Source organism: Streptomyces sp. NPDC101237 (assembly GCF_044767465.1).
Taxonomy (GTDB): domain Bacteria; phylum Actinomycetota; class Actinomycetes; order Streptomycetales; family Streptomycetaceae; genus Streptomyces; species Streptomyces gramineus.
In genome coordinates this window covers 56,824-75,103 of sequence record NZ_JBIWNY010000012.1, presented here as the reverse complement: position 1 = coordinate 75,103, position 18,280 = coordinate 56,824, and the positions used below count along the sequence as shown (strand labels likewise).

General features: G+C 71.2%; 22 protein-coding genes. 21 read left to right on the top strand and 1 reads right to left on the bottom strand.

Translation table 11 applies throughout. The annotated features are described in order from the left end of the window. Positions 1 to 46: 46 nt before the first annotated feature. From rpsP to ACIRQ9_RS19845, 16 genes are all read left to right on the top strand, one after another. Entirely contained in the window at positions 47 to 466 is a 420-nt protein-coding gene (gene rpsP / locus ACIRQ9_RS19920; RefSeq protein WP_351323544.1) for a 30S ribosomal protein S16, read from the top strand. A gap of 5 nt (positions 467 to 471) precedes the next feature. After that, a complete protein-coding gene (locus tag ACIRQ9_RS19915; RefSeq protein ID WP_005479813.1) occupies positions 472 to 711 on the top strand; it encodes an RNA-binding protein in 240 nt (79 codons plus the stop codon). A gap of 103 nt (positions 712 to 814) precedes the next feature. Next, complete coding sequence (gene rimM / locus ACIRQ9_RS19910) at positions 815 to 1,357, top strand: ribosome maturation factor RimM (RefSeq protein WP_404174717.1); 543 nt, start codon at positions 815 to 817, stop codon at positions 1,355 to 1,357. A 3-nt stretch (positions 1,358 to 1,360) separates the two neighbouring features. Next, positions 1,361 to 2,194: a tRNA (guanosine(37)-N1)-methyltransferase TrmD gene (trmD, locus tag ACIRQ9_RS19905; protein WP_404174714.1), complete on the top strand. Its 834-nt coding sequence runs from the start codon at positions 1,361 to 1,363 to the stop codon at positions 2,192 to 2,194. 142 nt (positions 2,195 to 2,336) lie between these two features. Further along, positions 2,337 to 2,687: a 50S ribosomal protein L19 gene (gene rplS / locus ACIRQ9_RS19900; RefSeq protein ID WP_362718966.1), complete on the top strand. Its 351-nt coding sequence runs from the start codon at positions 2,337 to 2,339 to the stop codon at positions 2,685 to 2,687. Between the two features lie 79 nt (positions 2,688 to 2,766). Further along, a complete protein-coding gene (gene lepB, locus ACIRQ9_RS19895; protein WP_404174710.1) occupies positions 2,767 to 3,492 on the top strand; it encodes a signal peptidase I in 726 nt (241 codons plus the stop codon). Further along, positions 3,485 to 4,573: a signal peptidase I gene (gene lepB, locus ACIRQ9_RS19890; RefSeq protein WP_404174707.1), complete on the top strand. Its 1,089-nt coding sequence runs from the start codon at positions 3,485 to 3,487 to the stop codon at positions 4,571 to 4,573. Before lepB (ACIRQ9_RS19895) ends, lepB (ACIRQ9_RS19890) begins: the two co-directional genes overlap by 8 nt. Next, a complete protein-coding gene (gene lepB, locus ACIRQ9_RS19885; RefSeq protein ID WP_404174704.1) occupies positions 4,464 to 5,492 on the top strand; it encodes a signal peptidase I in 1,029 nt (342 codons plus the stop codon). Before lepB (ACIRQ9_RS19890) ends, lepB (ACIRQ9_RS19885) begins: the two co-directional genes overlap by 110 nt. A gap of 91 nt (positions 5,493 to 5,583) precedes the next feature. Beyond that, a complete protein-coding gene (lepB, locus tag ACIRQ9_RS19880; protein WP_404174701.1) occupies positions 5,584 to 6,369 on the top strand; it encodes a signal peptidase I in 786 nt (261 codons plus the stop codon). Next, positions 6,359 to 6,883 (top strand): NUDIX hydrolase, encoded by a 525-nt coding sequence (locus ACIRQ9_RS19875; protein WP_404174698.1) that lies wholly within the window; start codon positions 6,359 to 6,361, stop codon positions 6,881 to 6,883. Before lepB (ACIRQ9_RS19880) ends, ACIRQ9_RS19875 begins: the two co-directional genes overlap by 11 nt. Before the next feature lie 56 nt (positions 6,884 to 6,939). Beyond that, positions 6,940 to 7,248, top strand: coding sequence for a DUF2469 domain-containing protein (locus ACIRQ9_RS19870; RefSeq protein WP_008745401.1), 309 nt, complete (start codon positions 6,940 to 6,942; stop codon positions 7,246 to 7,248). A 107-nt stretch (positions 7,249 to 7,355) separates the two neighbouring features. After that, positions 7,356 to 7,727: a YraN family protein gene (locus ACIRQ9_RS19865; RefSeq protein WP_404174695.1), complete on the top strand. Its 372-nt coding sequence runs from the start codon at positions 7,356 to 7,358 to the stop codon at positions 7,725 to 7,727. A gap of 1 nt (position 7,728) precedes the next feature. Continuing rightward, the gene (locus ACIRQ9_RS19860) at positions 7,729 to 9,354 is read left to right on the top strand and encodes a YifB family Mg chelatase-like AAA ATPase (protein WP_404174693.1); all 1,626 of its coding nucleotides are present in this window, start codon (positions 7,729 to 7,731) and stop codon (positions 9,352 to 9,354) included. Then, positions 9,351 to 10,499: a DNA-processing protein DprA gene (dprA, locus tag ACIRQ9_RS19855; protein ID WP_404174690.1), complete on the top strand. Its 1,149-nt coding sequence runs from the start codon at positions 9,351 to 9,353 to the stop codon at positions 10,497 to 10,499. Before ACIRQ9_RS19860 ends, dprA begins: the two co-directional genes overlap by 4 nt. Before the next feature lie 318 nt (positions 10,500 to 10,817). Then, the gene (gene whiG / locus ACIRQ9_RS19850) at positions 10,818 to 11,660 is read left to right on the top strand and encodes an RNA polymerase sigma factor WhiG (RefSeq protein ID WP_351323556.1); all 843 of its coding nucleotides are present in this window, start codon (positions 10,818 to 10,820) and stop codon (positions 11,658 to 11,660) included. A 137-nt stretch (positions 11,661 to 11,797) separates the two neighbouring features. Then, complete coding sequence (locus ACIRQ9_RS19845; RefSeq protein WP_404175126.1) at positions 11,798 to 12,355, top strand: TetR/AcrR family transcriptional regulator; 558 nt, start codon at positions 11,798 to 11,800, stop codon at positions 12,353 to 12,355. A gap of 82 nt (positions 12,356 to 12,437) precedes the next feature. On the opposite strand, the gene ACIRQ9_RS19840 is transcribed toward ACIRQ9_RS19845, so the two are convergent. After that, entirely contained in the window at positions 12,438 to 13,016 is a 579-nt protein-coding gene (locus ACIRQ9_RS19840; protein ID WP_404175123.1) for a murein hydrolase activator EnvC family protein, read from the bottom strand. A gap of 281 nt (positions 13,017 to 13,297) precedes the next feature. On the opposite strand from ACIRQ9_RS19840, the gene rpsB reads away from it, so the two are divergent. The 5 genes from rpsB to ACIRQ9_RS19815 all read left to right on the top strand — a co-directional run bounded on the left by rpsB (position 13,298) and on the right by ACIRQ9_RS19815 (position 18,254). Beyond that, positions 13,298 to 14,251: a 30S ribosomal protein S2 gene (rpsB, locus tag ACIRQ9_RS19835; RefSeq protein ID WP_404174687.1), complete on the top strand. Its 954-nt coding sequence runs from the start codon at positions 13,298 to 13,300 to the stop codon at positions 14,249 to 14,251. Positions 14,252 to 14,384: 133 nt separating this feature from the next. Beyond that, on the top strand, positions 14,385 to 15,221 hold the full coding sequence (gene tsf, locus ACIRQ9_RS19830) for a translation elongation factor Ts (protein WP_351323559.1): 837 nt from the start codon (positions 14,385 to 14,387) through the stop codon (positions 15,219 to 15,221). A gap of 207 nt (positions 15,222 to 15,428) precedes the next feature. Then, entirely contained in the window at positions 15,429 to 16,187 is a 759-nt protein-coding gene (gene pyrH, locus ACIRQ9_RS19825) for a UMP kinase (protein ID WP_363016140.1), read from the top strand. Between the two features lie 145 nt (positions 16,188 to 16,332). Beyond that, positions 16,333 to 16,890 carry a ribosome recycling factor gene (gene frr / locus ACIRQ9_RS19820; RefSeq protein WP_132889831.1) on the top strand — a complete coding sequence of 186 codons (558 nt, stop codon included), beginning with the start codon at positions 16,333 to 16,335 and terminating at the stop codon, positions 16,888 to 16,890. Beyond that, positions 16,890 to 18,254, top strand: coding sequence for a phosphatidate cytidylyltransferase (locus ACIRQ9_RS19815; protein WP_404174682.1), 1,365 nt, complete (start codon positions 16,890 to 16,892; stop codon positions 18,252 to 18,254). Before frr ends, ACIRQ9_RS19815 begins: the two co-directional genes overlap by 1 nt. Positions 18,255 to 18,280 lie beyond the last annotated feature (26 nt).

Here is an 18,280-nt window from a genome sequence, read left to right as displayed (position 1 = left end):
AATCTCGCCGTGCCCAAACACGTCAAAACCAGGAGAACCCACTCCAGTGGCAGTCAAGATCAAGCTGAAGCGTCTGGGCAAGATCCGTTCGCCTCACTACCGCATCGTCGTCGCCGACTCCCGCACCCGCCGTGACGGCCGTGCGATCGAGGAGATCGGCAAGTACCACCCGACCTACAACCCGTCGGTCATGGAGGTCGACGCCGACCGCGTCGCCTACTGGCTCGGCGTCGGCGCCCAGCCGACCGAGCCCGTGCTCGCCATCCTGAAGAAGACCGGCGACTGGCAGAAGTTCAAGGGCGAGCCCGCCCCGGCGCCGCTGCTCGTCGCCGCGCCGAAGGCCACCCGCCCGACGTTCGAGGCGCTCGGCGGTGACGACGAGGGCAAGGGTGAGGCCATCACCCAGAAGAAGAAGGCTGAGAAGAAGGACGAGGCCGCGGCTGAGTCCGAGTCGACCGAGGCCTGAGCACCATGCTCGAAGAGGCGCTTGAGCACCTCGTGAAGGGCATCGTCGACAACCCCGACGATGTGCAGGTCGCCTCGCGCGACCTGCGCCGTGGGCGCGTGCTGGAGGTCCGGGTGCACCCCGACGACCTCGGCAAGGTGATCGGCCGCAACGGCCGCACCGCCCGCGCCCTGCGCACCGTCGTGGGCGCCATCGGCGGTCGTGGTGTCCGTGTCGACCTCGTCGACGTGGATCACGTCCGCTGACGCTTCATCGCAACCGGCTCGGGCCGGGGAGGGCCACTGGGCCGTCCCCGGCCCGCAGTCGTATGGCTGGCCGTACGCGTCCCAGAACAGGAGAACAGGCACAGTGCAGCTGGTAGTCGCACGGATCGGCCGCGCCCACGGCATCAAGGGCGAGGTCACCGTCGAGGTACGTACCGACGAGCCGGAACTCAGGCTCGCGCCCGGCGCCGTACTCGCCACCGATCCCGCCTCGACGGGGCCGCTGACCATCGAGACGGGACGGGTGCACAGCGGCCGGCTGATCCTGCGCTTCGAGGGCGTCGCGGACCGCACCGGCGCCGAGGCCCTGCGCAACACCCTCCTGATCGCCGAGATCGATCCCGAGGTGCTGCCCGAGGACGAGGACGAGTACTACGACCACCAGCTCATCGACCTGGACGTGGTCACCGCGGACGGCACCGAGGTCGGCCGGATCACCGAGATCTCGCACCTGCCCTCGCAGGACCTGTTCATCGTGGAGCGGCCCGACGGCAGCGAGGTGATGATCCCGTTCGTCGAGGAGATCGTCACCGAGATCGACCTCGAGGAGCAGCGGGCGGTCATCACCCCGCCGCCCGGCCTGATCGACGACCGGGCCGAGATCGCGTCCGCGCGGGAAGAGTCGTAAGCGATGCGCCTCGACGTCGTCACCATCTTCCCGGAGTACCTGGAACCGCTGAACGTCTCGCTCGTCGGCAAGGCACGCGCGCGCGGACAGCTCGACGTGCGCGTGCACGACCTGCGGACCTGGACGTACGACCGCCACAACACCGTCGACGACACCCCGTACGGCGGCGGACCCGGCATGGTCATGAAGACCGACCCCTGGGGCGACGCACTCGACACCGTCCTCGCCGACGGCTACGAGACCGGCGCGCACCGCCCCGCCCTGATCGTGCCGACCCCCAGCGGCCGGCCCTTCACCCAGGACCTCGCGGTCGAACTCTCCGAACAGCCCTGGCTGATCTTCACCCCGGCCCGCTACGAGGGCATCGACCGGCGGGTGATCGACGAGTACGCCACCCGGATGCCGGTCCACGAGGTGTCCATCGGCGACTACGTGCTGGCCGGCGGCGAGGCGGCCGTGCTCGTCGTGACCGAGGCCGTGGCCAGGCTGCTGCCGGGCGTCCTCGGCAACGCCGAGTCGCACCGCGACGACTCCTTCGCGCCCGGTGCCATGGCCAACCTCCTGGAAGGTCCCGTCTACACCAAACCGCCCGAGTGGCGGGGACGTGACATCCCGGAGGTGCTGCTCAGCGGCCATCACGGCAAGATCGCCCGCTGGCGCCGCGACGAGGCCCTGAAGCGCACGACCGCGCACCGGCCCGACCTGATCGAGCGCTGCGAGCCCAAGGCGTTCGACAAGAAGGACCGCGAGATGCTCTCCATCCTGGGCTGGGAACCCGACGCGGACGGGGCGGCCCACGGCCGATTTTGGCGCCGGGCCCACGCCGTGGAAGAATAGGCCGCTGTTGTGCTGTGAACCGTCCGGTGTGCGCCCCTGCCACAGGGGGAGACGACGCCCACCCCGACGGCACGGCCCACCTCCCGAGAACCTCTAGTTCCGTTGATGACCTGTGGCATCAGCGAAGAAAGCAGAAGAAAAAATGGCTCACCTGCTCGACACCGTCGACTCCGCGTCGCTGCGCAGCGACGTCCCGGCCTTCCGCCCGGGTGACACCGTCAACGTCCACGTCCGCGTCATCGAGGGCAACCGCTCCCGTGTGCAGCAGTTCAAGGGCGTGGTGATCCGCCGCCAGGGCAGCGGTGTCCGCGAGACCTTCACGGTCCGCAAGGTCTCCTTCTCCGTCGGCGTCGAGCGCACCTTCCCGGTGCACACCCCGATCGTCGAGAAGATCGAGCTCGTCACCCGCGGTGACGTGCGTCGCGCCAAGCTCTACTACCTGCGTGACCTGCGCGGCAAGGCCGCGAAGATCAAGGAGAAGCGCGACAACTGATCCGGCGCGCGCTCGCGAACCCCCGGTGAGCGAGCCGCCGGAAAAGCGTCCCACCGGAGCCGGATACCATCGGGCTCCGATGGACACCGAAGCACAACCGACGGAGCGCGACCGCTCCTCCGGCCCCGGACCCGGGGACACGGAGGACCGGTCGCGTTTCGCGTTCCTGACGCGGGTCACCGACTGGCTGCCGGGCGGCTGGATCACCCTGACCCTCTTCGCCTGCCTGGCGTTCCTGCTCGTGCTCAACGCTCTCGTGGTGCAGCCGTTCGAGATTCCCAGCGGATCCATGGAACAGGGATTGAGGATCGGGGACCGGGTTCTCGTAAACAAGTTGGCGTACCGTTTCGGTGCCCAGCCGCGCCGTGGCGACGTCGTCGTGTTCGACGGCTCCGGGTACTTCGGGGACGCCGACTACATCAAACGCGTCGTCGGTGTGGGAGGAGACCGCGTGGTCTGCTGCGACAAGAAGGGGAGGATCGAAGTGAACGGCCGCCCGGTCGACGAGACCTCGTTCCTCTACCCCGGGGACACCCCGTCCACCGTGCCCTTCTACGTCGAGGTGCCCGAGGGCACGCTCTTCGTCCTCGGCGACCACCGCAGCGACTCCAGCGACTCCCGCGACCACCTGGGCTCGCCCGGCGGCGGCATGATCCCCGTGGGGGACGTGATCGGCCGGGCCGACTGGATCATCTGGCCGTACGCCCACCGGACCCACCTCACCCGTCCCGCCGCCTACGCGCGCGTGCCGGCGAGCGCGGCGGCCCCGCAGCGGCCGCGGAGGGCGGGAGCGGTCCATGGGTAACCGCGGCAAACCGCGCGGCGTGTCCAGTGACACCACCGCCAACCTGCTGCCCACCGGGCTGCGGCGGTCCACCGGACCGACCGGCGGCCGCTCCCGCGCCGAGCGGCGCAAGCTGCAGCGCAAGGTCAAGCGCAAGCGCCGGCGCAGCGCGGTGCGGGAGATACCGCTGCTGGTCGGCGTGGCCGTCCTGATAGCCCTCGTGCTGAAGACGTTCCTCGTGCAGGCCTTCGTGATCCCCTCCGGCTCGATGGAGGAGACGATCCGTATCGGCGACCGCGTCCTGGTCGACAAGTTCACCCCGTGGTTCGGTTCCGAGCCGCACCGCGGTGACGTCGTGGTCTTCCACGACCCGGGCGGCTGGCTCGACGGCGAACAGACCACGAAGGCGAACGACCCGATCGTCGTCAAGCAGATCAAGGAAGGGCTCACCTTCATCGGCCTGCTGCCCTCCGCCGACGAGAAGGACCTCATCAAGCGGGTCATCGGCGTCGGCGGCGACCGCGTCAAGTGCTGCGACGCCCAGGGCCGGGTCACCGTCAACGGCGTGCCGCTGACCGAAGGTGACTATCTCTATCCGGGGAACGCGCCGTCCGCGACCGAGTTCGACATCACCGTCCCGCAGGGACGGCTGTGGGTGATGGGCGACCACCGTGGCAACTCAGCCGACTCACGGGCCCATCAGGACACCGGCTACGGCGGCACGGTCCCGGTGAGTCTGGTGGTGGGCCGGGCCAAGTGGATCGGGTGGCCGTTCGGGCACTGGGCCTCGCTGGACGAACCTAAAACCTTCGCAAGCGTTTCCAACTCCGTGTCGGGGTCGACCGCCGCTCCCCGGCTGTCGCATAGGGTTGCCTCCGACGATCCGAACGGATACATCCAACTCCCGAGCCCTGCGGAACTCCCGCTCGTTATGGGAGTGGTGGGTCTGCGCCGGGGATGGCGCGGGCGGCGGCACGGAGTAAGGAGTTGGCGTGGGGGATGTGGCGGTTGGCGCACGGTCGGGACACGACGGCGAGGAGCACAGCGGGCGCCCCGAGGAGAATGTCACCCCCGTCGACGGTGGTTCCCCTTCCGGCTATGACGGTGGTCCGGCCGGGAGCGGCGGTCCCGTGGACGGCCCTCACCCCGGCGGTGGCGGCGGGGACACGGACGGGGGCGCGGGCGACTCGGCGTCGTCCGCACCGAAGAAGCCCCGCTCCTTCTGGAAGGAGCTGCCGATCCTGATCGGTATCGCGCTGGTACTGGCGCTGCTGATCAAGACGTTCCTCGTGCAGGCGTTCTCGATCCCGTCGGACTCGATGCAGAACACCCTCCAGCAGGGTGACCGCGTCCTGGTCGACAAGCTCACCCCGTGGTTCGGCTCCGAGCCGGACCGCGGCGAGGTCGTGGTCTTCCACGACCCGGACGACTGGCTGGCCGGCGAGCCCGCGGCCCAGCCGAACGCCATCCAGACGTTCCTCAGCTGGATCGGCCTGATGCCGTCCGCCGAGGAGAAGGACCTGATCAAGCGGGTCATCGGCGTCGGCGGCGACACCGTCTCCTGCAAGAACAGCGGCCCCCTCATGGTCAACGGCCACGCGCTGAACGAGCCGTACGTGTACCCGGGCAACACCCCGTGCAGCGTCGACGACCAGGGCGGCCAGTTCACGGTGAAGGTGCCCAAGGGCTACATCTGGGTGATGGGCGACCACCGCCAGAACTCCCGTGACTCCCGGTACAACCAGTCCGACAGCCACCACGGCATGGTCCCGGTCAAGGATGTCGTCGGCCGCGCCATCGTCAAGGCCTGGCCGATCAACCGCTGGGGCACCCTGCCCGTCCCGGACACCTTCGACCAGAGCGGCATCAACACGCACACCTCGGCCGCGGCCTCCCTGTCGGTGGCCCCGGAAGGCGTCGCCGTCGCGGCCGTCGTGCCGGTCGCCGTGTGGCGCCGCCGGCGGGGCGAGCGGATCCAGTCGAAGTTCGAGCGGCGCCCGGCCGCCGCGGGCAAGCGCTGACCTGCCCGTGTGAAAGCCTTGGGGAGCTTGTGACCAGGGCCGGAGAAGAGGGGCTGCCCCTGCCCGGTACCGCCGGGTAGGGTGCGGCCTCATGGGTGGCGAGAGCACGATACGAACGGCCCCGCGCGGCGGAGGCAGCAGTACCGGCACGGCGCGGGCCGGCCGCGGGCTCGGAGACCGCCTGTCGGGAATCGCCGTCGCCCTCGGCATCGTGCTGTTCCTCGGCGGGTTCGCCTGGGGGGCGGTCGTCTACCGGCCGTACACCGTGCCCACCACCTCCATGACGCCGACGATCGACGCCGGGGACCGGGTCCTCGGGCAGCGCATCGACGGCGGTGACGTGCGCCGGGGCGACGTGGTGGTCTTCCACGACACGAGCTGGGTCACCAACGCGGACGTCGTCAAGCGGGTGGTCGCCGTCGGCGGTGACACCGTCGCCTGCTGCACGGACGGCAAGCTGACCGTCAACGGCAAGCAGATCGACGAGCCCTACCTGCCGGCGGGCAGCCAGGCCGAGCTCCAGGGCTTCCCGACCGTCACCGTCCCCAAGGGACGTCTCTTCCTCCTCGGCGACGAGCGCCAGGGCTCCCTGGACTCCACCGCCCACCTTACGGACGCGGCGAAGGGCACCGTCGCCCGCAGCGCCGTGACGGCCCGGGTGGACTCCGTCGTCTGGCCCATGAAGGGCCTGCTCAGGCGCCCGACCGGCTTCGAGGCGCTCGGTGCCCTCTCCCAGCCGGGCCCGGTGCGCCTCATCGAGTCCATGATCGTCGCCGGTGCCGTGCTGGTCCTCGCGGGCGGCGCGTACGGCCCGGTCGCCGGCCTGGTGGGACGCTCCCCCACCCGCGGCCGCACAGAGGCCGCCGGTGCCCGCTGAGGCGCCGCCGGAGGCCGTCCCGGGCGCTCCGCGCAAGGTGGCCCGGGTGGTCCTGCTCGACCCGGACGACCGCATCCTGCTCCTGCACGGCCACGAACCGGACGACCCGGCGGACGACTGGTGGTTCACGCCGGGCGGCGGACTGGAGGGCGACGAGACCCGTGAGCAGGCCGCTCTGCGGGAACTCGCCGAGGAGACCGGCATCACGGACGTGGAACTCGGCCCGCTGCTGTGGCGCCGGACGTGCTCCTTCCCGTTCGCCGGCCGCCGCTGGTACCAGGACGAGTGGTACTACCTGGCCCGGACGGCGCGTACGGTCGAGGTGACGCCCGGTGCCGGCGACCTGACCGAGCTGGAGCGGCGCAGTGTGGCGGGAGCACGTTGGTGGACGTGCCGAGAACTGACCCGGGCCCGTGAGACGGTGTATCCGACCAGACTCGCCGAGCTGTTCCGTAGGCTGCTCGACGAAGGTCCCCCCGTCAGGCCCGTCACCCTTGACACGGAAATCGTCTAGGGGCGAGCGGGACTGGCGCACAATGGTGGGATCGCACGGCTGAAGGGGAACATGCCATGAGCGCCGAGGACCTCGAGAAGTACGAGACCGAGATGGAGCTGAAGCTCTACCGGGAGTACCGCGATGTCGTCGGTCTGTTCAAATACGTGATCGAGACCGAGCGGCGCTTCTACCTCACCAACGACTACGAGATGCAGGTGCACTCGGTTCAGGGCGAGGTGTTCTTCGAGGTGTCCATGGCGGACGCCTGGGTCTGGGACATGTACCGGCCGGCCCGCTTCGTGAAACAGGTCCGCGTGCTGACGTTCAAGGACGTGAACATCGAGGAGCTGAACAAGACCGATCTGGAGCTCCCGGGCGGCTGAGCCTCACCCGTCCGAGTGACGGAGTTGTCCACAACCACCGGGTAACCCACCAAGATCCACTTCTGGGTGGGCGGTGCGTGACGGTTGGCGCCGGAGGTGGTGCCGACATGAACACCCATCGGGCACGCAAGGCACTCGGTGCGTACGGCGAGACGCTGGCCGCGCGACGGCTGGCGCAGGCCGGTCTGACGATCCTGGAGCGCAACTGGCGCTGCGGCAGGACGGGCGAGATCGACATCGTGGCGCGGGACGGGGACGTCCTGGTGATCTGCGAGGTCAAGACCCGGCGGGCGGGTCACTTCGAACACCCCATGGCCGCCGTGACCCCCCGGAAGGCCGAACGCCTGCGGGGCCTGGCCGCGCACTGGATCCACACCCACGGAGGAGCACCGCCGGGCGGCGTCCGCATCGACGTCGTCGGCGTGGTCCTGCCGCGGCGCGGCGCGGCCGTGGTCGAGCACGCGCGGGGGGTGGCCTGAGATGGGGTTCGCGCGGACGTGCTCGGTGGCGCTGGTGGGCGTCGAGGGCGTGGTGGTCGAGGTCCAGGCCGACCTGGAGCCGGGCGTGGCGGCGTTCACGCTCGTGGGGCTGCCGGACAAGAGCCTGACGGAGAGCAGGGACCGGGTGCGGGCGGCGGTGGTGAACTCCGGGACCGCCTGGCCCTCGAAGAAACTGACGGTGGGACTCAGCCCGGCGTCGGTGCCCAAGGCGGGCTCCGGCTTCGACCTCGCCGTCGCGTGCGCCGTGCTCGGGGCCGCCGAACGGATCGACCCGAGGGTGCTGGCCGACATCGTGATGATCGGCGAGCTGGGCCTGGACGGCCGGGTCCGCCCGGTCCGGGGCACCCTGCCGGCGGTGCTGGCGGCCGCCGACGCCGGTTACGAGCAGGTCGTCGTGCCGGAGTGCGCCGCGGGCGAGGCCGCGCTGGTGCCCGACGTCTCCGTGCTCGGCGTGCGCACCCTGCGCCAGCTCATCGCCATCCTCGCCGACGAGCCGGTGCCCGACGAGGAGCCCGACGACCCGGGGCGCCCCGATCCGCTCCTCGCCGGCCTGCGGGTACCGGGCTCGGGCGCGGCCGCCGCCCTGCACGGCGCGGGAGCCGCGCACCAGGACCACGGCCACGACCTGGCCGACGTCGTCGGCCAGCTCTCCGCCCGGACCGCCGTCGAGGTGGCCGCGGCCGGCGGCCACCACCTGTTCCTGGAGGGTCCGCCGGGCGCGGGCAAGACCATGCTCGCGGAGCGGCTCCCGGCCGTACTGCCCCGGCTGACCCGCGAGGAGTCGCTCGAAGTCACCGCGGTGCACTCGGTGGCCGGCCTGCTGCCCCCGGGCAAACCCCTGGTCGACGCCGCTCCCTACTGCGCCCCGCACCACTCGGCCACCATGCAGGCCCTGGTCGGCGGCGGCCCCGGGATCGCCCGCCCCGGAGCGGTCTCGCTCGCGCACCGCGGTGTCCTCTTCCTCGACGAGACCCCGGAGTTCGGCAGCCGGGCGCTCGACGCGCTGCGCCAGCCCCTGGAGGCCGGCCACGTCGTGATCGCGCGCAGCGCGGGCGTGGTGCGGTTCCCGGCGAGGTTCCTGATGGTGCTCGCGGCGAACCCGTGCCCCTGCGGGCGCTTCTCGCTCGCCGACGCCCTGTGCGAGTGCCCGCCCTCGGCCGTCCGCCGCTACCAGGCCCGGCTCTCCGGCCCGCTGATCGACCGCGTCGACCTGCGCGTGCAGGTGGACCGGGTGACCCGCGCCCAGCTCACCGAGCGGGGCGTCCGCGGCGAGTCCACGGCGGTGGTCGCCGAGCGGGTGCGGGCGGCCCGGGAGCGCGCGGCCCTCCGCCTGGCCGGTACCCCCTGGCGGACCAACGGCGAGGTGCCCGGCAGCGAGCTGCGCGGCCGCTGGCACGCGGTCCCGGGAGCCATGGACGAGGCCGAGCGCAACCTGGAACGGGGGGCGCTGACCGCTCGCGGCCTCGACCGCGTCCTGCGGGTCGCCTGGACCGTGGCCGACCTGGTCGGACACGACCGCCCGGACGCCATGGACGTGGCCCTGGCCCTGCAACTGCGCACCGGCGTCCCACGGGGCGTGCCGATGGCCCTGGGGGCGCTGACATGACCGACGAGCTGACCCTGCTGGCCCGGGTCTTCCTCGCCCGGGTCGTGGAGCCAGGAGACGAGGTGGCCGGACGGTGGATCCGGGAGCGGGGCGCGCACGAGGTGGCGCGGCGCCTCAAGAGGGGCGGCGAGCCGCTGCCGGGCGTCGGCTACAAGCGCTGGGCGGGTCTGCTCGCCCGGGCGGAGCGGGCCGACCCGCGCGCCGACCTCGTCCTCGCCCGGCAGGCCGGGGCCCGCTTCGTCGCCCCCGGTGACACCGAGTGGCCGACCCAGCTCGACGACCTCGGTGACACCCGTCCCGTCGGCCTGTGGGTGCGGGGGACGGCCAGCCTGCGGATGTGGGCGCTGCGGGCCGTCGCCGTGGTCGGGGCGCGGGCCTGCACGGAGTACGGGGCGCACATGGCGGCCGCCCTCGCCGCGGGGCTCGCCGAGCGCGGCTGGGTGGTGGTCTCCGGCGGCGCCTACGGCGTGGACGGCGCCGCCCACCGCGGGGCCCTCGGCGCGGGCGGCGCCACCGTCGCGGTGCTGGCCAGCGGGGTCGACCGGCCCTACCCGCGCGGGCACACCGAGTTGATCGGCAGGATCGCGGAACAGGGCCTGGTGGTAGGGGAGTTGCCGCCCGGCGAGCATCCGACGCAGAGCAGGTTCGTGCTCCGCAACCGGGTGATCGCCGCGCTGACCAGGGGGACGGTCGTCGTGGAGGCGGCCCACCGCAGCGGGTCGCTGGTCACCGCCCGGGCGGCCCAGCGGCTCGGCCGGTTCACCATGGGCGTGCCGGGACCCGCCACCAGCGGCCTCTCGGCCGGGGTGCACGAGCTGCTGAGAGGAGAGGCCGCGCTGGTCACCGACGCCGCGGAGGTCGTCGAACTCGTGGGCGACATGGGCGAGCTGGCACCGGTCAGACGAGGTCCCGTCCTCCCGCGTGACCTGCTGGAACCGGCCGCGGCGCAGGTCCTGGCCGCCCTGCCCGGGAACCGGCCGGCGTCACCCGAAGAGGTGGCACGGGGCGCCCGGACGTCCGAGGACGAAGCCGTCGCCAGGCTGTACGAACTCCGAGCACTTGGTTACGTCGAACGACACGGCGACGGCTGGAAGTTGACACGCCAGGCGATGATCTCGGTCCGAGAGGGTCGGAGTCCGTGCTGACCGAGAGTGTTCGGCCGTCCGGGGGAACCCCCGACGCCCTTGCCAATTCCCGGAGTTGACACTTCGGGCCGATCACGCAGAGCGATCCGCCGGGCGCGGCCGGACGTGCCCTCCAGGGGGTTCGCGCGGGGGTGGAGCCTCGGTGTTCGCACACCGCGACTCCTCAGTCACGCTACGCTCACGAAAGCCCTGGCGCAGAACGCGCCGACCGACACCGGACCGACACCTCACCCGATCCGCACACATCCCCCACTCGTCCTCTCCGCGCACATCACGGCACTTCCTGGCACTTCACGGCAGAACGGCACAAGGCGACGAATGCCCCAGCACACCTCCGGGTCCGACCGGGCGGCGATCCCCCCAGCCGCCCGTGACGGTGGCAGCGTGCGGCCGCCCGCTCCCTCGACGCTCGACGAGCTGTGGCGGTCGTACAAGGCGACGGGGGACGACCGGCTGCGGGAACAGCTGATCCTGCACTACTCGCCGCTGGTGAAGTACGTGGCGGGACGGGTGAGTGTCGGTCTGCCGCCCAACGTGGAACAGGCCGACTTCGTCTCCTCCGGGGTGTTCGGGCTCATCGACGCGATCGACAAGTTCGACGTCGACCGGGAGATCAAGTTCGAGACGTACGCGATCACCCGGATCCGGGGCGCGATGATCGACGAGCTGCGGGCGCTGGACTGGATCCCCCGCTCCGTGCGGCAGAAGGCCCGCAACGTCGAGCGGGCGTACGCCACGCTGGAGGCCCGGCTGCGCAGGACGCCCTCGGAGACCGAGGTGGCCGCCGAGCTGGGCATCGAGGTCGAAGAACTGCACGCCGTCTTCAGCCAGTTGTCGCTGGCCAACGTGGTGGCGCTGGAGGAGCTGCTGCACGTCGGGGGAGAGGGCGGCGACGGTCTGAGCGTCATGGACACCTTGGAGGACACCGCCGCGGACAACCCCGTGGAGGTGGCCGAGGACCGGGAGCTGCGACGGTTCCTGGCCCGGGCCATCAACACGTTGCCGGACCGGGAGAAGACCGTGGTGACCCTCTACTACTACGAGGGACTCACGCTCGCCGAGATCGGCAACGTCCTCGGGGTCACCGAGAGCCGGGTGAGCCAGATCCACACCAAGTCCGTGCTCCAGCTGCGCGCGAAGCTGGCGAGTTTCGGCCGCTGAGCGCCGCCCCGCAGCCGCTGAGCTGCGGACTGCGCGGGCGTGACCGCCGGAGTGACCCGCGTCCCGGTCGTGCTGTCTCCCGTCCTGCCCGGTGCGTCCGTAGAGTGGTTGACGTGCCAAGGATTCGAGCGGCCTCCGTGGCCGAGCACCGGTCGATGCAGCGAGCCGCCCTGCTGGACGCGGCGCGGTCCCTCCTGTCGGAGGGCGGGACGGAGGCGCTGACGTTCCCCGCGCTCGCCGAGCGGACGGGACTCGCCCGCTCGTCCGTGTACGAGTACTTCCGCTCCCGCGCCGCGGTCGTCGAGGAACTGTGCGAGGTCGACTTCCCGGTGTGGGCCGCGGAGGTCGAGACGGCGATGGAGCGCGCGGCCTCCGGCGAGGGCAAGGTCGAGGCCTACGTGCGGCACCAGCTGGCGCTGGTCGGCGACCGACGGCACCGCGCGGTCGTCGCGATCTCCGCGAGCGAGCTGGACGCGGGGGCCCGGGAGAAGATCCGGGCCGCGCACGGCGGACTGGTGGCGATGATCGTGGAGGCGCTGGCGGAGCTGGGACACGAGCAGCCGCGGCTGGCGGCGATGCTGGTGCAGGGGGTCGTCGACGCGGCGGTACGGCGCATCGAGCTGGGCGCGGCGGAGGATCCCACGGTCATCACCGAGGCGGCCGTGGCCATGGCGTTGCGAGGCGTCCGGGGCTGACGACAGCGCCCCTGCGGCGCCGGGCCGCACCGGGGCCACGGCTCCGGCGTCCGGCGTCGAGGCGGCCCGCGACCGGCCCTCCTCATCCCCGTCCCTCCGGGACCGGCACCCCCAGCACCGGCAGCAGCCTGGCCGGACCTCCGTTCAGCAGCCACGGCGGCAACACCAGCAGCGGATTCACGTACACGTCGCCGCGGAGCAGGCCCCAGTGCACGCACGCACTCGCCCCGCAGTGCCGGCCCGCCGGCCCGACCGTGCCCACCACCTGCCCCGCCGTCACCTCCTGCCCCTTCTCCACCCGCGGCGTCACCGGCTCGTAGGTGGTGCGCAGGTCCGTCCCCGCGAGGAGCACCGACACCACGCCCCGGCCCGCGACCGGCCCCGCGAAGAAGACCCGGCCCGCCGCCACCGCCCGGACCTCCGCGCCCGGCGCGGCGCCCAGATCGACCCCGCGGTGCCCGGGGCCGTACACCGTCTCCGGCGGCTCCCAGCCGCGCAGGACCGGCGGCCGTGCCCCCACCGGCCAGGCCCGGCCGACCGCCGGGACCATGGCCGGGGGAGGCGGGGCGTCGTCCGCCCGGGCCGCCGGCCGGCACCAGGTCCAGACCCAGGCGCAGGTCACCGTGAGGAGCAGCGGCAGCCACCGCATCGTTCGTCGCATCACGCACATGACCGAACCGTCCCGCAAACCGCCGATCATGGCCGGTACCTGTGGATTACTCACCGGTTGTGGACAGCGGCGTCACCCGGTGCCTCGCGGGTCCCGTACACTTCCCTTGGCGATCCGGGTCACCGGGTCGACTTCGCACGCCCCGACACCAGGTCGGTCAAACGGTCTGGGTCAGCGCTTCTCGGTCCTTCGTGGCACAGCGCAGACGGGCGTCAGGCGCGGGAGCCGTCCGGTCCCCGCGGCACAACCGAGAAATTCAAGGAGATACGGCCATGGCCGTCGTCACGATGCGGGAGCTGCTGGAGAGCGGCGTCCACTTCGGTCACCAGACCCGTCGCTGGAACCCGAAGATGAAGCGCTTCATCTTCACCGAGCGCAACGGCATCTACATCATCGACCTGCTCCAGTCGCTGTCGTACATCGACCGCGCCTACGAGTTCGTCAAGGAGACCGTCGCCCACGGCGGCACGGTCATGTTCGTCGGCACGAAGAAGCAGGCGCAGGAGGCCATCGCGGAGCAGGCCACCCGCGTCGGCATGCCCTACGTCAACCAGCGCTGGCTGGGCGGCATGCTCACCAACTTCTCGACCGTCTACAAGCGTCTGCAGCGCCTCAAGGAGCTCGAGCAGATCGACTTCGAGGACGTCGCCGCGTCCGGTCTGACCAAGAAGGAGCTTCTCGTGCTCTCGCGCGAGAAGGCCAAGCTGGAGAAGACCCTCGGCGGTATCCGCGAGATGCAGAAGGTGCCCAGCGCCGTCTGGATCGTGGACACCAAGAAGGAGCACATCGCGGTCGGCGAGGCCCGGAAGCTCAACATCCCGGTCGTCGCCATCCTCGACACCAACTGCGACCCCGACGAGGTCGACTACAAGATCCCGGGTAACGACGACGCGATCCGCTCCGTCACCCTGCTCACCCGCGTGATCGCCGACGCCGTGGCCGAGGGCCTCATCTCCCGCTCCGGTGTCGCCACCGAGGGCAAGGGCGACAAGGCCGCCGGCGAGCCGCTCGCGGCCTGGGAGCGCGACCTGCTCGAGGGCGAGAAGAAGGCCGACGAGCCCGAGGTCCAGACCTCCGCCGAGACCGAGAAGGTCGCCGACGCCGAGCAGGCCGAGGCTCCGGCCGCGGAGGCCGCTGCCGAGGCTCCCGCCGCTGCCGAGGCGCCGGCCGCTGCCGAGGCGCCGGCCGCTGCCGAGGCTCCGGCCGCGGACGCCGAGCAGGCCTGACCCGTCAGCGTTGACGGCGGGGGCGGCGACATCCCGTACGCCCCCGCCGTTCACCCATAGGTTCGCGTTCCACATCTACGTGTGGTGCGTGGATCGGGCAGATCTCCCGACTTCGAGAAAGACTTAACGACTCATGGCGAACTACACCGCCGCTGACGTCAAGAAGCTCCGCGAGCTCACCGGCGCCGGCATGATGGACTGCAAGAAGGCCCTGGACGAGGCCGAGGGCGACGTCGACAAGGCTGTCGAGGCGCTCCGCATCAAGGGCCAGAAGGGCGTCGCCAAGCGCGAGGGCCGCTCCGCCGAGAACGGCGCCGTCGTCTCGATCATCGCCGACGACAACTCCTCCGGCGTCCTCGTCGAGCTGAAGTGCGAGACGGACTTCGTCGCCAAGGGCGAGAAGTTCCAGGCCGCCGCCAACGCGATCGCCGAGCACGTCACCAAGTCCACCTACGCGGACCTGGACGCCCTGCTCGCCTCCGAGATCGAGCCCGGCAAGACCGTCCAGGCGTTCGTGGACGAGGCCAACGCCAACCTGGGCGAGAAGATCGTCCTGGAGCGCTTCGCGCAGTACGCCGACGGTTTCGTGCTCGCGTACATGCACCGCACGATGCCCGACCTGCCCCCGCAGATCGGTGTCCTCGTCGAGCTGGACAAGCCGAACGCCGAGGTCGCCAAGGGCATCGCCCAGCACATCGCCGCCTTCGCGCCGAAGTACCTCGCGAAGGAGGACGTGCCGGCCGACGTCGTCGAGTCCGAGCGTCGCATCGCCGAGGAGACCACCCGCGCCGAGGGCAAGCCCGAGGCCGCGCTCCCGAAGATCGTCGAGGGTCGCCTCAACGGCTTCTTCAAGGACGCGACGCTGCTCGGCCAGCCCTACGCGCTGGACAACAAGAAGTCGGTCCAGAAGGTCCTGGACGAGGCCGGTGTCACCCTGAAGCGCTTCACGCGCATCAAGGTCGGCATCTGAGTCCGTACCGCGATCGACGCGCGACCCGTGGGGAAATCCCGATAGGGTCGGTCGACAGCAGCCGTCAGGTACCCGGCCAGACCCAGGGTCGTGACGGACGGCAGCAGATCTGACGAGGAGGCCATTGCCGCGCACGGGCAGCGAAAAGCGACCCCACCGGCAATGGCCTTCTTCGTATGTGCACCACGTGAAAGAGGCGGGATCTCCATGACCACCAAGGCTCAGAAGAGCGACGACGGCAAAGTACGCGGCCGGTTTCTGCTGAAGCTGTCCGGGGAGGCGTTCGCCGGTGGCGGCGGCCTGGGCGTGGACCCCGACGTCGTGCACAAGATCGCCCGTGAGATCGCGGCCGTCGTCCGCGACGGCGCGGAGATCGCCGTCGTCATCGGCGGCGGCAACTTCTTCCGCGGCGCCGAGCTCCAGCAGCGCGGCATGGACCGGGCCCGCTCGGACTACATGGGCATGCTCGGCACCGTGATGAACTGCCTGGCCCTCCAGGACTTCCTGGAGAAGGAAGGCATCGACAGCCGCGTGCAGACCGCGATCACCATGGGCCAGGTCGCCGAGCCCTACATCCCGCTGCGCGCCGTGCGCCACCTGGAGAAGGGCCGCGTGGTCATCTTCGGCGCCGGCATGGGCATGCCCTACTTCTCCACCGACACCACCGCCGCCCAGCGCGCCCTGGAGATCGACGCCGAGGCACTGCTCATGGGCAAGAACGGCGTGGACGGGGTCTACGACTCCGACCCGAAGAAGAACCCGGACGCCGTCAAGTTCGACTCCCTCGGCTACGGCGAGGTCATCACCCGCGAGCTCAAGGTCGCCGACGCCACGGCGATCACGCTCTGCCGCGACAACAAGCTGCCGATCCTGGTCTTCGAGCTGCTCGTGGAGGGCAATATCGCGCGGGCCGTCAAGGGTGAGAAGATCGGCACGCTGGTGGGTGACCAGGGCGGCCGGGCCTGACCCGCACCGCCTGACGCACCCCGGCCGGGGGATGGACAATGTCCTGCCGGTCGGGAACCGTGCAGGAAACAAGACGCGACGCAGCCGGCCGCCGCCCGCACGGGATCCGCAGCCGGGCCTTACTCAAGACACGCAGGAGCAAGTGGTGATCGAAGAGACCCTCCTCGAGGCCGAGGAGAAGATGGAGAAGGCCGTCGTGGTCGCCAAGGAGGACTTCGCCGCGATCCGCACCGGCCGTGCGCACCCGGCGATGTTCAACAAGATCGTGGCCGACTACTACGGCGCGCCGACGCCGATCAACCAGCTGGCCTCGTTCTCCGTGCCGGAACCGCGCATGGCGGTCGTGACCCCGTTCGACAAGACCGCGCTGCGCAACATCGAGCAGGCGATCCGCGACTCGGACCTGGGCGTCAACCCGAGCAACGACGGCAACATCATCCGGGTGGTGTTCCCGGAGCTCACCGAGGAGCGCCGCCGCGACTACATCAAGGTCGCCAAGGGCAAGGCGGAGGACTCCCGGGTCTCCATCCGCTCCGTCCGCCGCAAGGCCAAGGACGCCATCGACAAGCTGATCAAGGACGGCGAGGTCGGCGAGGACGAGGGCCGTCGCGCCGAGAAGGAGCTCGACGACACCACCGCGAAGTACGTCGCGCAGGTGGACGAGCTCCTCAAGCACAAGGAAGCGGAGCTTCTCGAAGTCTGATGAACGACTCATCCTGGGGAGCGCCGCCGCACGCCGGTCCGCAGGCCGGATCACCGGCCGACCACTGGGGACCGAACGATCAGGGGTACGGCCAGGGTCCCGTGCCGGGCCAGGGGTACGACCACGGTCCGGTCCACGGCCAGGGGTACGGCCCGGGTCACGCCGACGGTTCCCGGCACGGCCAGGGGTACGGCCAGGTTCCCGGCCAGGGGTACGACCACGGTTACGCGCAGGGCTGGGGCCAGGGTCATGTCCAGGGAGCCGCCCCGGCGGGTCCCGCGTACGATGCGCATGACGCGCAGCAGACTCGCCCCATGCCCATCGTGCCCGACGACGTACCCGCGTACGGCGGAGACCAGGACGACGACCGGGGGGCCGCTCGGCTGAGCGGCCCCCTGTTCCAGGACGATACGTTCCAGCACGGGACGTCCCGCGACGGGACATACCGCAACGACACCTCGTCGGCGCAGCCCCTGCCCTCTGCGGCGGCGCCGCAGAATCCGGAGCCCATGCCCGACGCCCCGCAGCCGGCGCCCGCGCCGCAGAAGAAGAGCGCGGGCCGGGACCTGGGCGCGGCCATAGGCGTCGGCGTCGGACTGGGCGTCGTGATCGTGGCGTCCCTGTTCGTCGTCAAGGCCGTCTTCGTCGGCGTCGTCGCGGTCGCCGTCGTGGTGGGTCTGTGGGAACTGACCAGCAGGCTCCAGGAGCGCAAGGGCATCAAGGCGCCGCTGGTCCCGCTGGCGCTCGGCGGAGCCGCGATGGTGGTCGCCGGCTACGCCCGCGGGGCCGAGGGAGCCTGGGTCGCCCTGGCGCTCACCGGGCTTGCGGTCCTGATCTGGCGGATGACGGAACCCCCCGAGGGCTACCTCAAGGACGTCACGGCGGGCCTCTTCGCGGCGTTCTACGTCCCGTTCCTGGCGACCTTCGTCTCCATGATGCTCACCGCGGACGACGGCCCGCGCCGGGTGATCACCTTCCTGCTCCTCACCGTGGTCAGCGACACCGGCGCCTACGCGGTCGGCTGGCGTTTCGGCACCCACAAGCTCGCCCCGCGCATCAGCCCCGGCAAGACCCGTGAGGGCCTGGTCGGCGCCGTGCTGTTCGCCATGGCCGCGGGCGCGCTGTGCATGGAGTTCCTGATCGACGACGGCACCTGGTGGCAGGGCCTGCTGCTGGGCCTCGCCGTCGCGGCCAGCGCCACCCTCGGCGACCTCGGCGAGTCCATGATCAAGCGCGACCTGGGCATCAAGGACATGGGCACCCTGCTCCCGGGCCACGGCGGCATCATGGACCGGCTGGACTCGCTGCTTCCCACGGCTCCGGTGGTGTGGCTGCTGCTGGTGCTCTTCGTCGGCAGCGGCTGACGCACCCCCGTCGTGACCGGGCCCCC

Bases quoted from the DNA above. Each gene is read 5' to 3' on its own strand.
- tsf (WP_351323559.1), top strand. From the start codon at position 14,385: ATGGCGAACTACACCGCCGCTGACGTCAAGAAGCTCCGCGAGCTCACC.
- rpsB (WP_404174687.1), top strand. From the start codon at position 13,298: ATGGCCGTCGTCACGATGCGGGAGCTGCTGGAGAGCGGCGTCCACTTC.
- dprA (WP_404174690.1), top strand. From the start codon at position 9,351: ATGACCGACGAGCTGACCCTGCTGGCCCGGGTCTTCCTCGCCCGGGTC.
- lepB (WP_404174710.1), top strand. From the start codon at position 2,767: ATGGACACCGAAGCACAACCGACGGAGCGCGACCGCTCCTCCGGCCCC.
- pyrH (WP_363016140.1), top strand. From the start codon at position 15,429: ATGACCACCAAGGCTCAGAAGAGCGACGACGGCAAAGTACGCGGCCGG.
- lepB (WP_404174701.1), top strand. From the start codon at position 5,584: ATGGGTGGCGAGAGCACGATACGAACGGCCCCGCGCGGCGGAGGCAGC.
- ACIRQ9_RS19860 (WP_404174693.1), top strand. From the start codon at position 7,729: ATGGGGTTCGCGCGGACGTGCTCGGTGGCGCTGGTGGGCGTCGAGGGC.
- lepB (WP_404174707.1), top strand. From the start codon at position 3,485: ATGGGTAACCGCGGCAAACCGCGCGGCGTGTCCAGTGACACCACCGCC.
- trmD (WP_404174714.1), top strand. From the start codon at position 1,361: ATGCGCCTCGACGTCGTCACCATCTTCCCGGAGTACCTGGAACCGCTG.
- ACIRQ9_RS19915 (WP_005479813.1), top strand. From the start codon at position 472: ATGCTCGAAGAGGCGCTTGAGCACCTCGTGAAGGGCATCGTCGACAAC.
- rplS (WP_362718966.1), top strand. From the start codon at position 2,337: ATGGCTCACCTGCTCGACACCGTCGACTCCGCGTCGCTGCGCAGCGAC.
- whiG (WP_351323556.1), top strand. From the start codon at position 10,818: ATGCCCCAGCACACCTCCGGGTCCGACCGGGCGGCGATCCCCCCAGCC.
- ACIRQ9_RS19870 (WP_008745401.1), top strand. From the start codon at position 6,940: ATGAGCGCCGAGGACCTCGAGAAGTACGAGACCGAGATGGAGCTGAAG.
- ACIRQ9_RS19865 (WP_404174695.1), top strand. From the start codon at position 7,356: ATGAACACCCATCGGGCACGCAAGGCACTCGGTGCGTACGGCGAGACG.
- ACIRQ9_RS19840 (WP_404175123.1), bottom strand. From the start codon at position 13,016: ATGCGACGAACGATGCGGTGGCTGCCGCTGCTCCTCACGGTGACCTGC.
- ACIRQ9_RS19815 (WP_404174682.1), top strand. From the start codon at position 16,890: ATGAACGACTCATCCTGGGGAGCGCCGCCGCACGCCGGTCCGCAGGCC.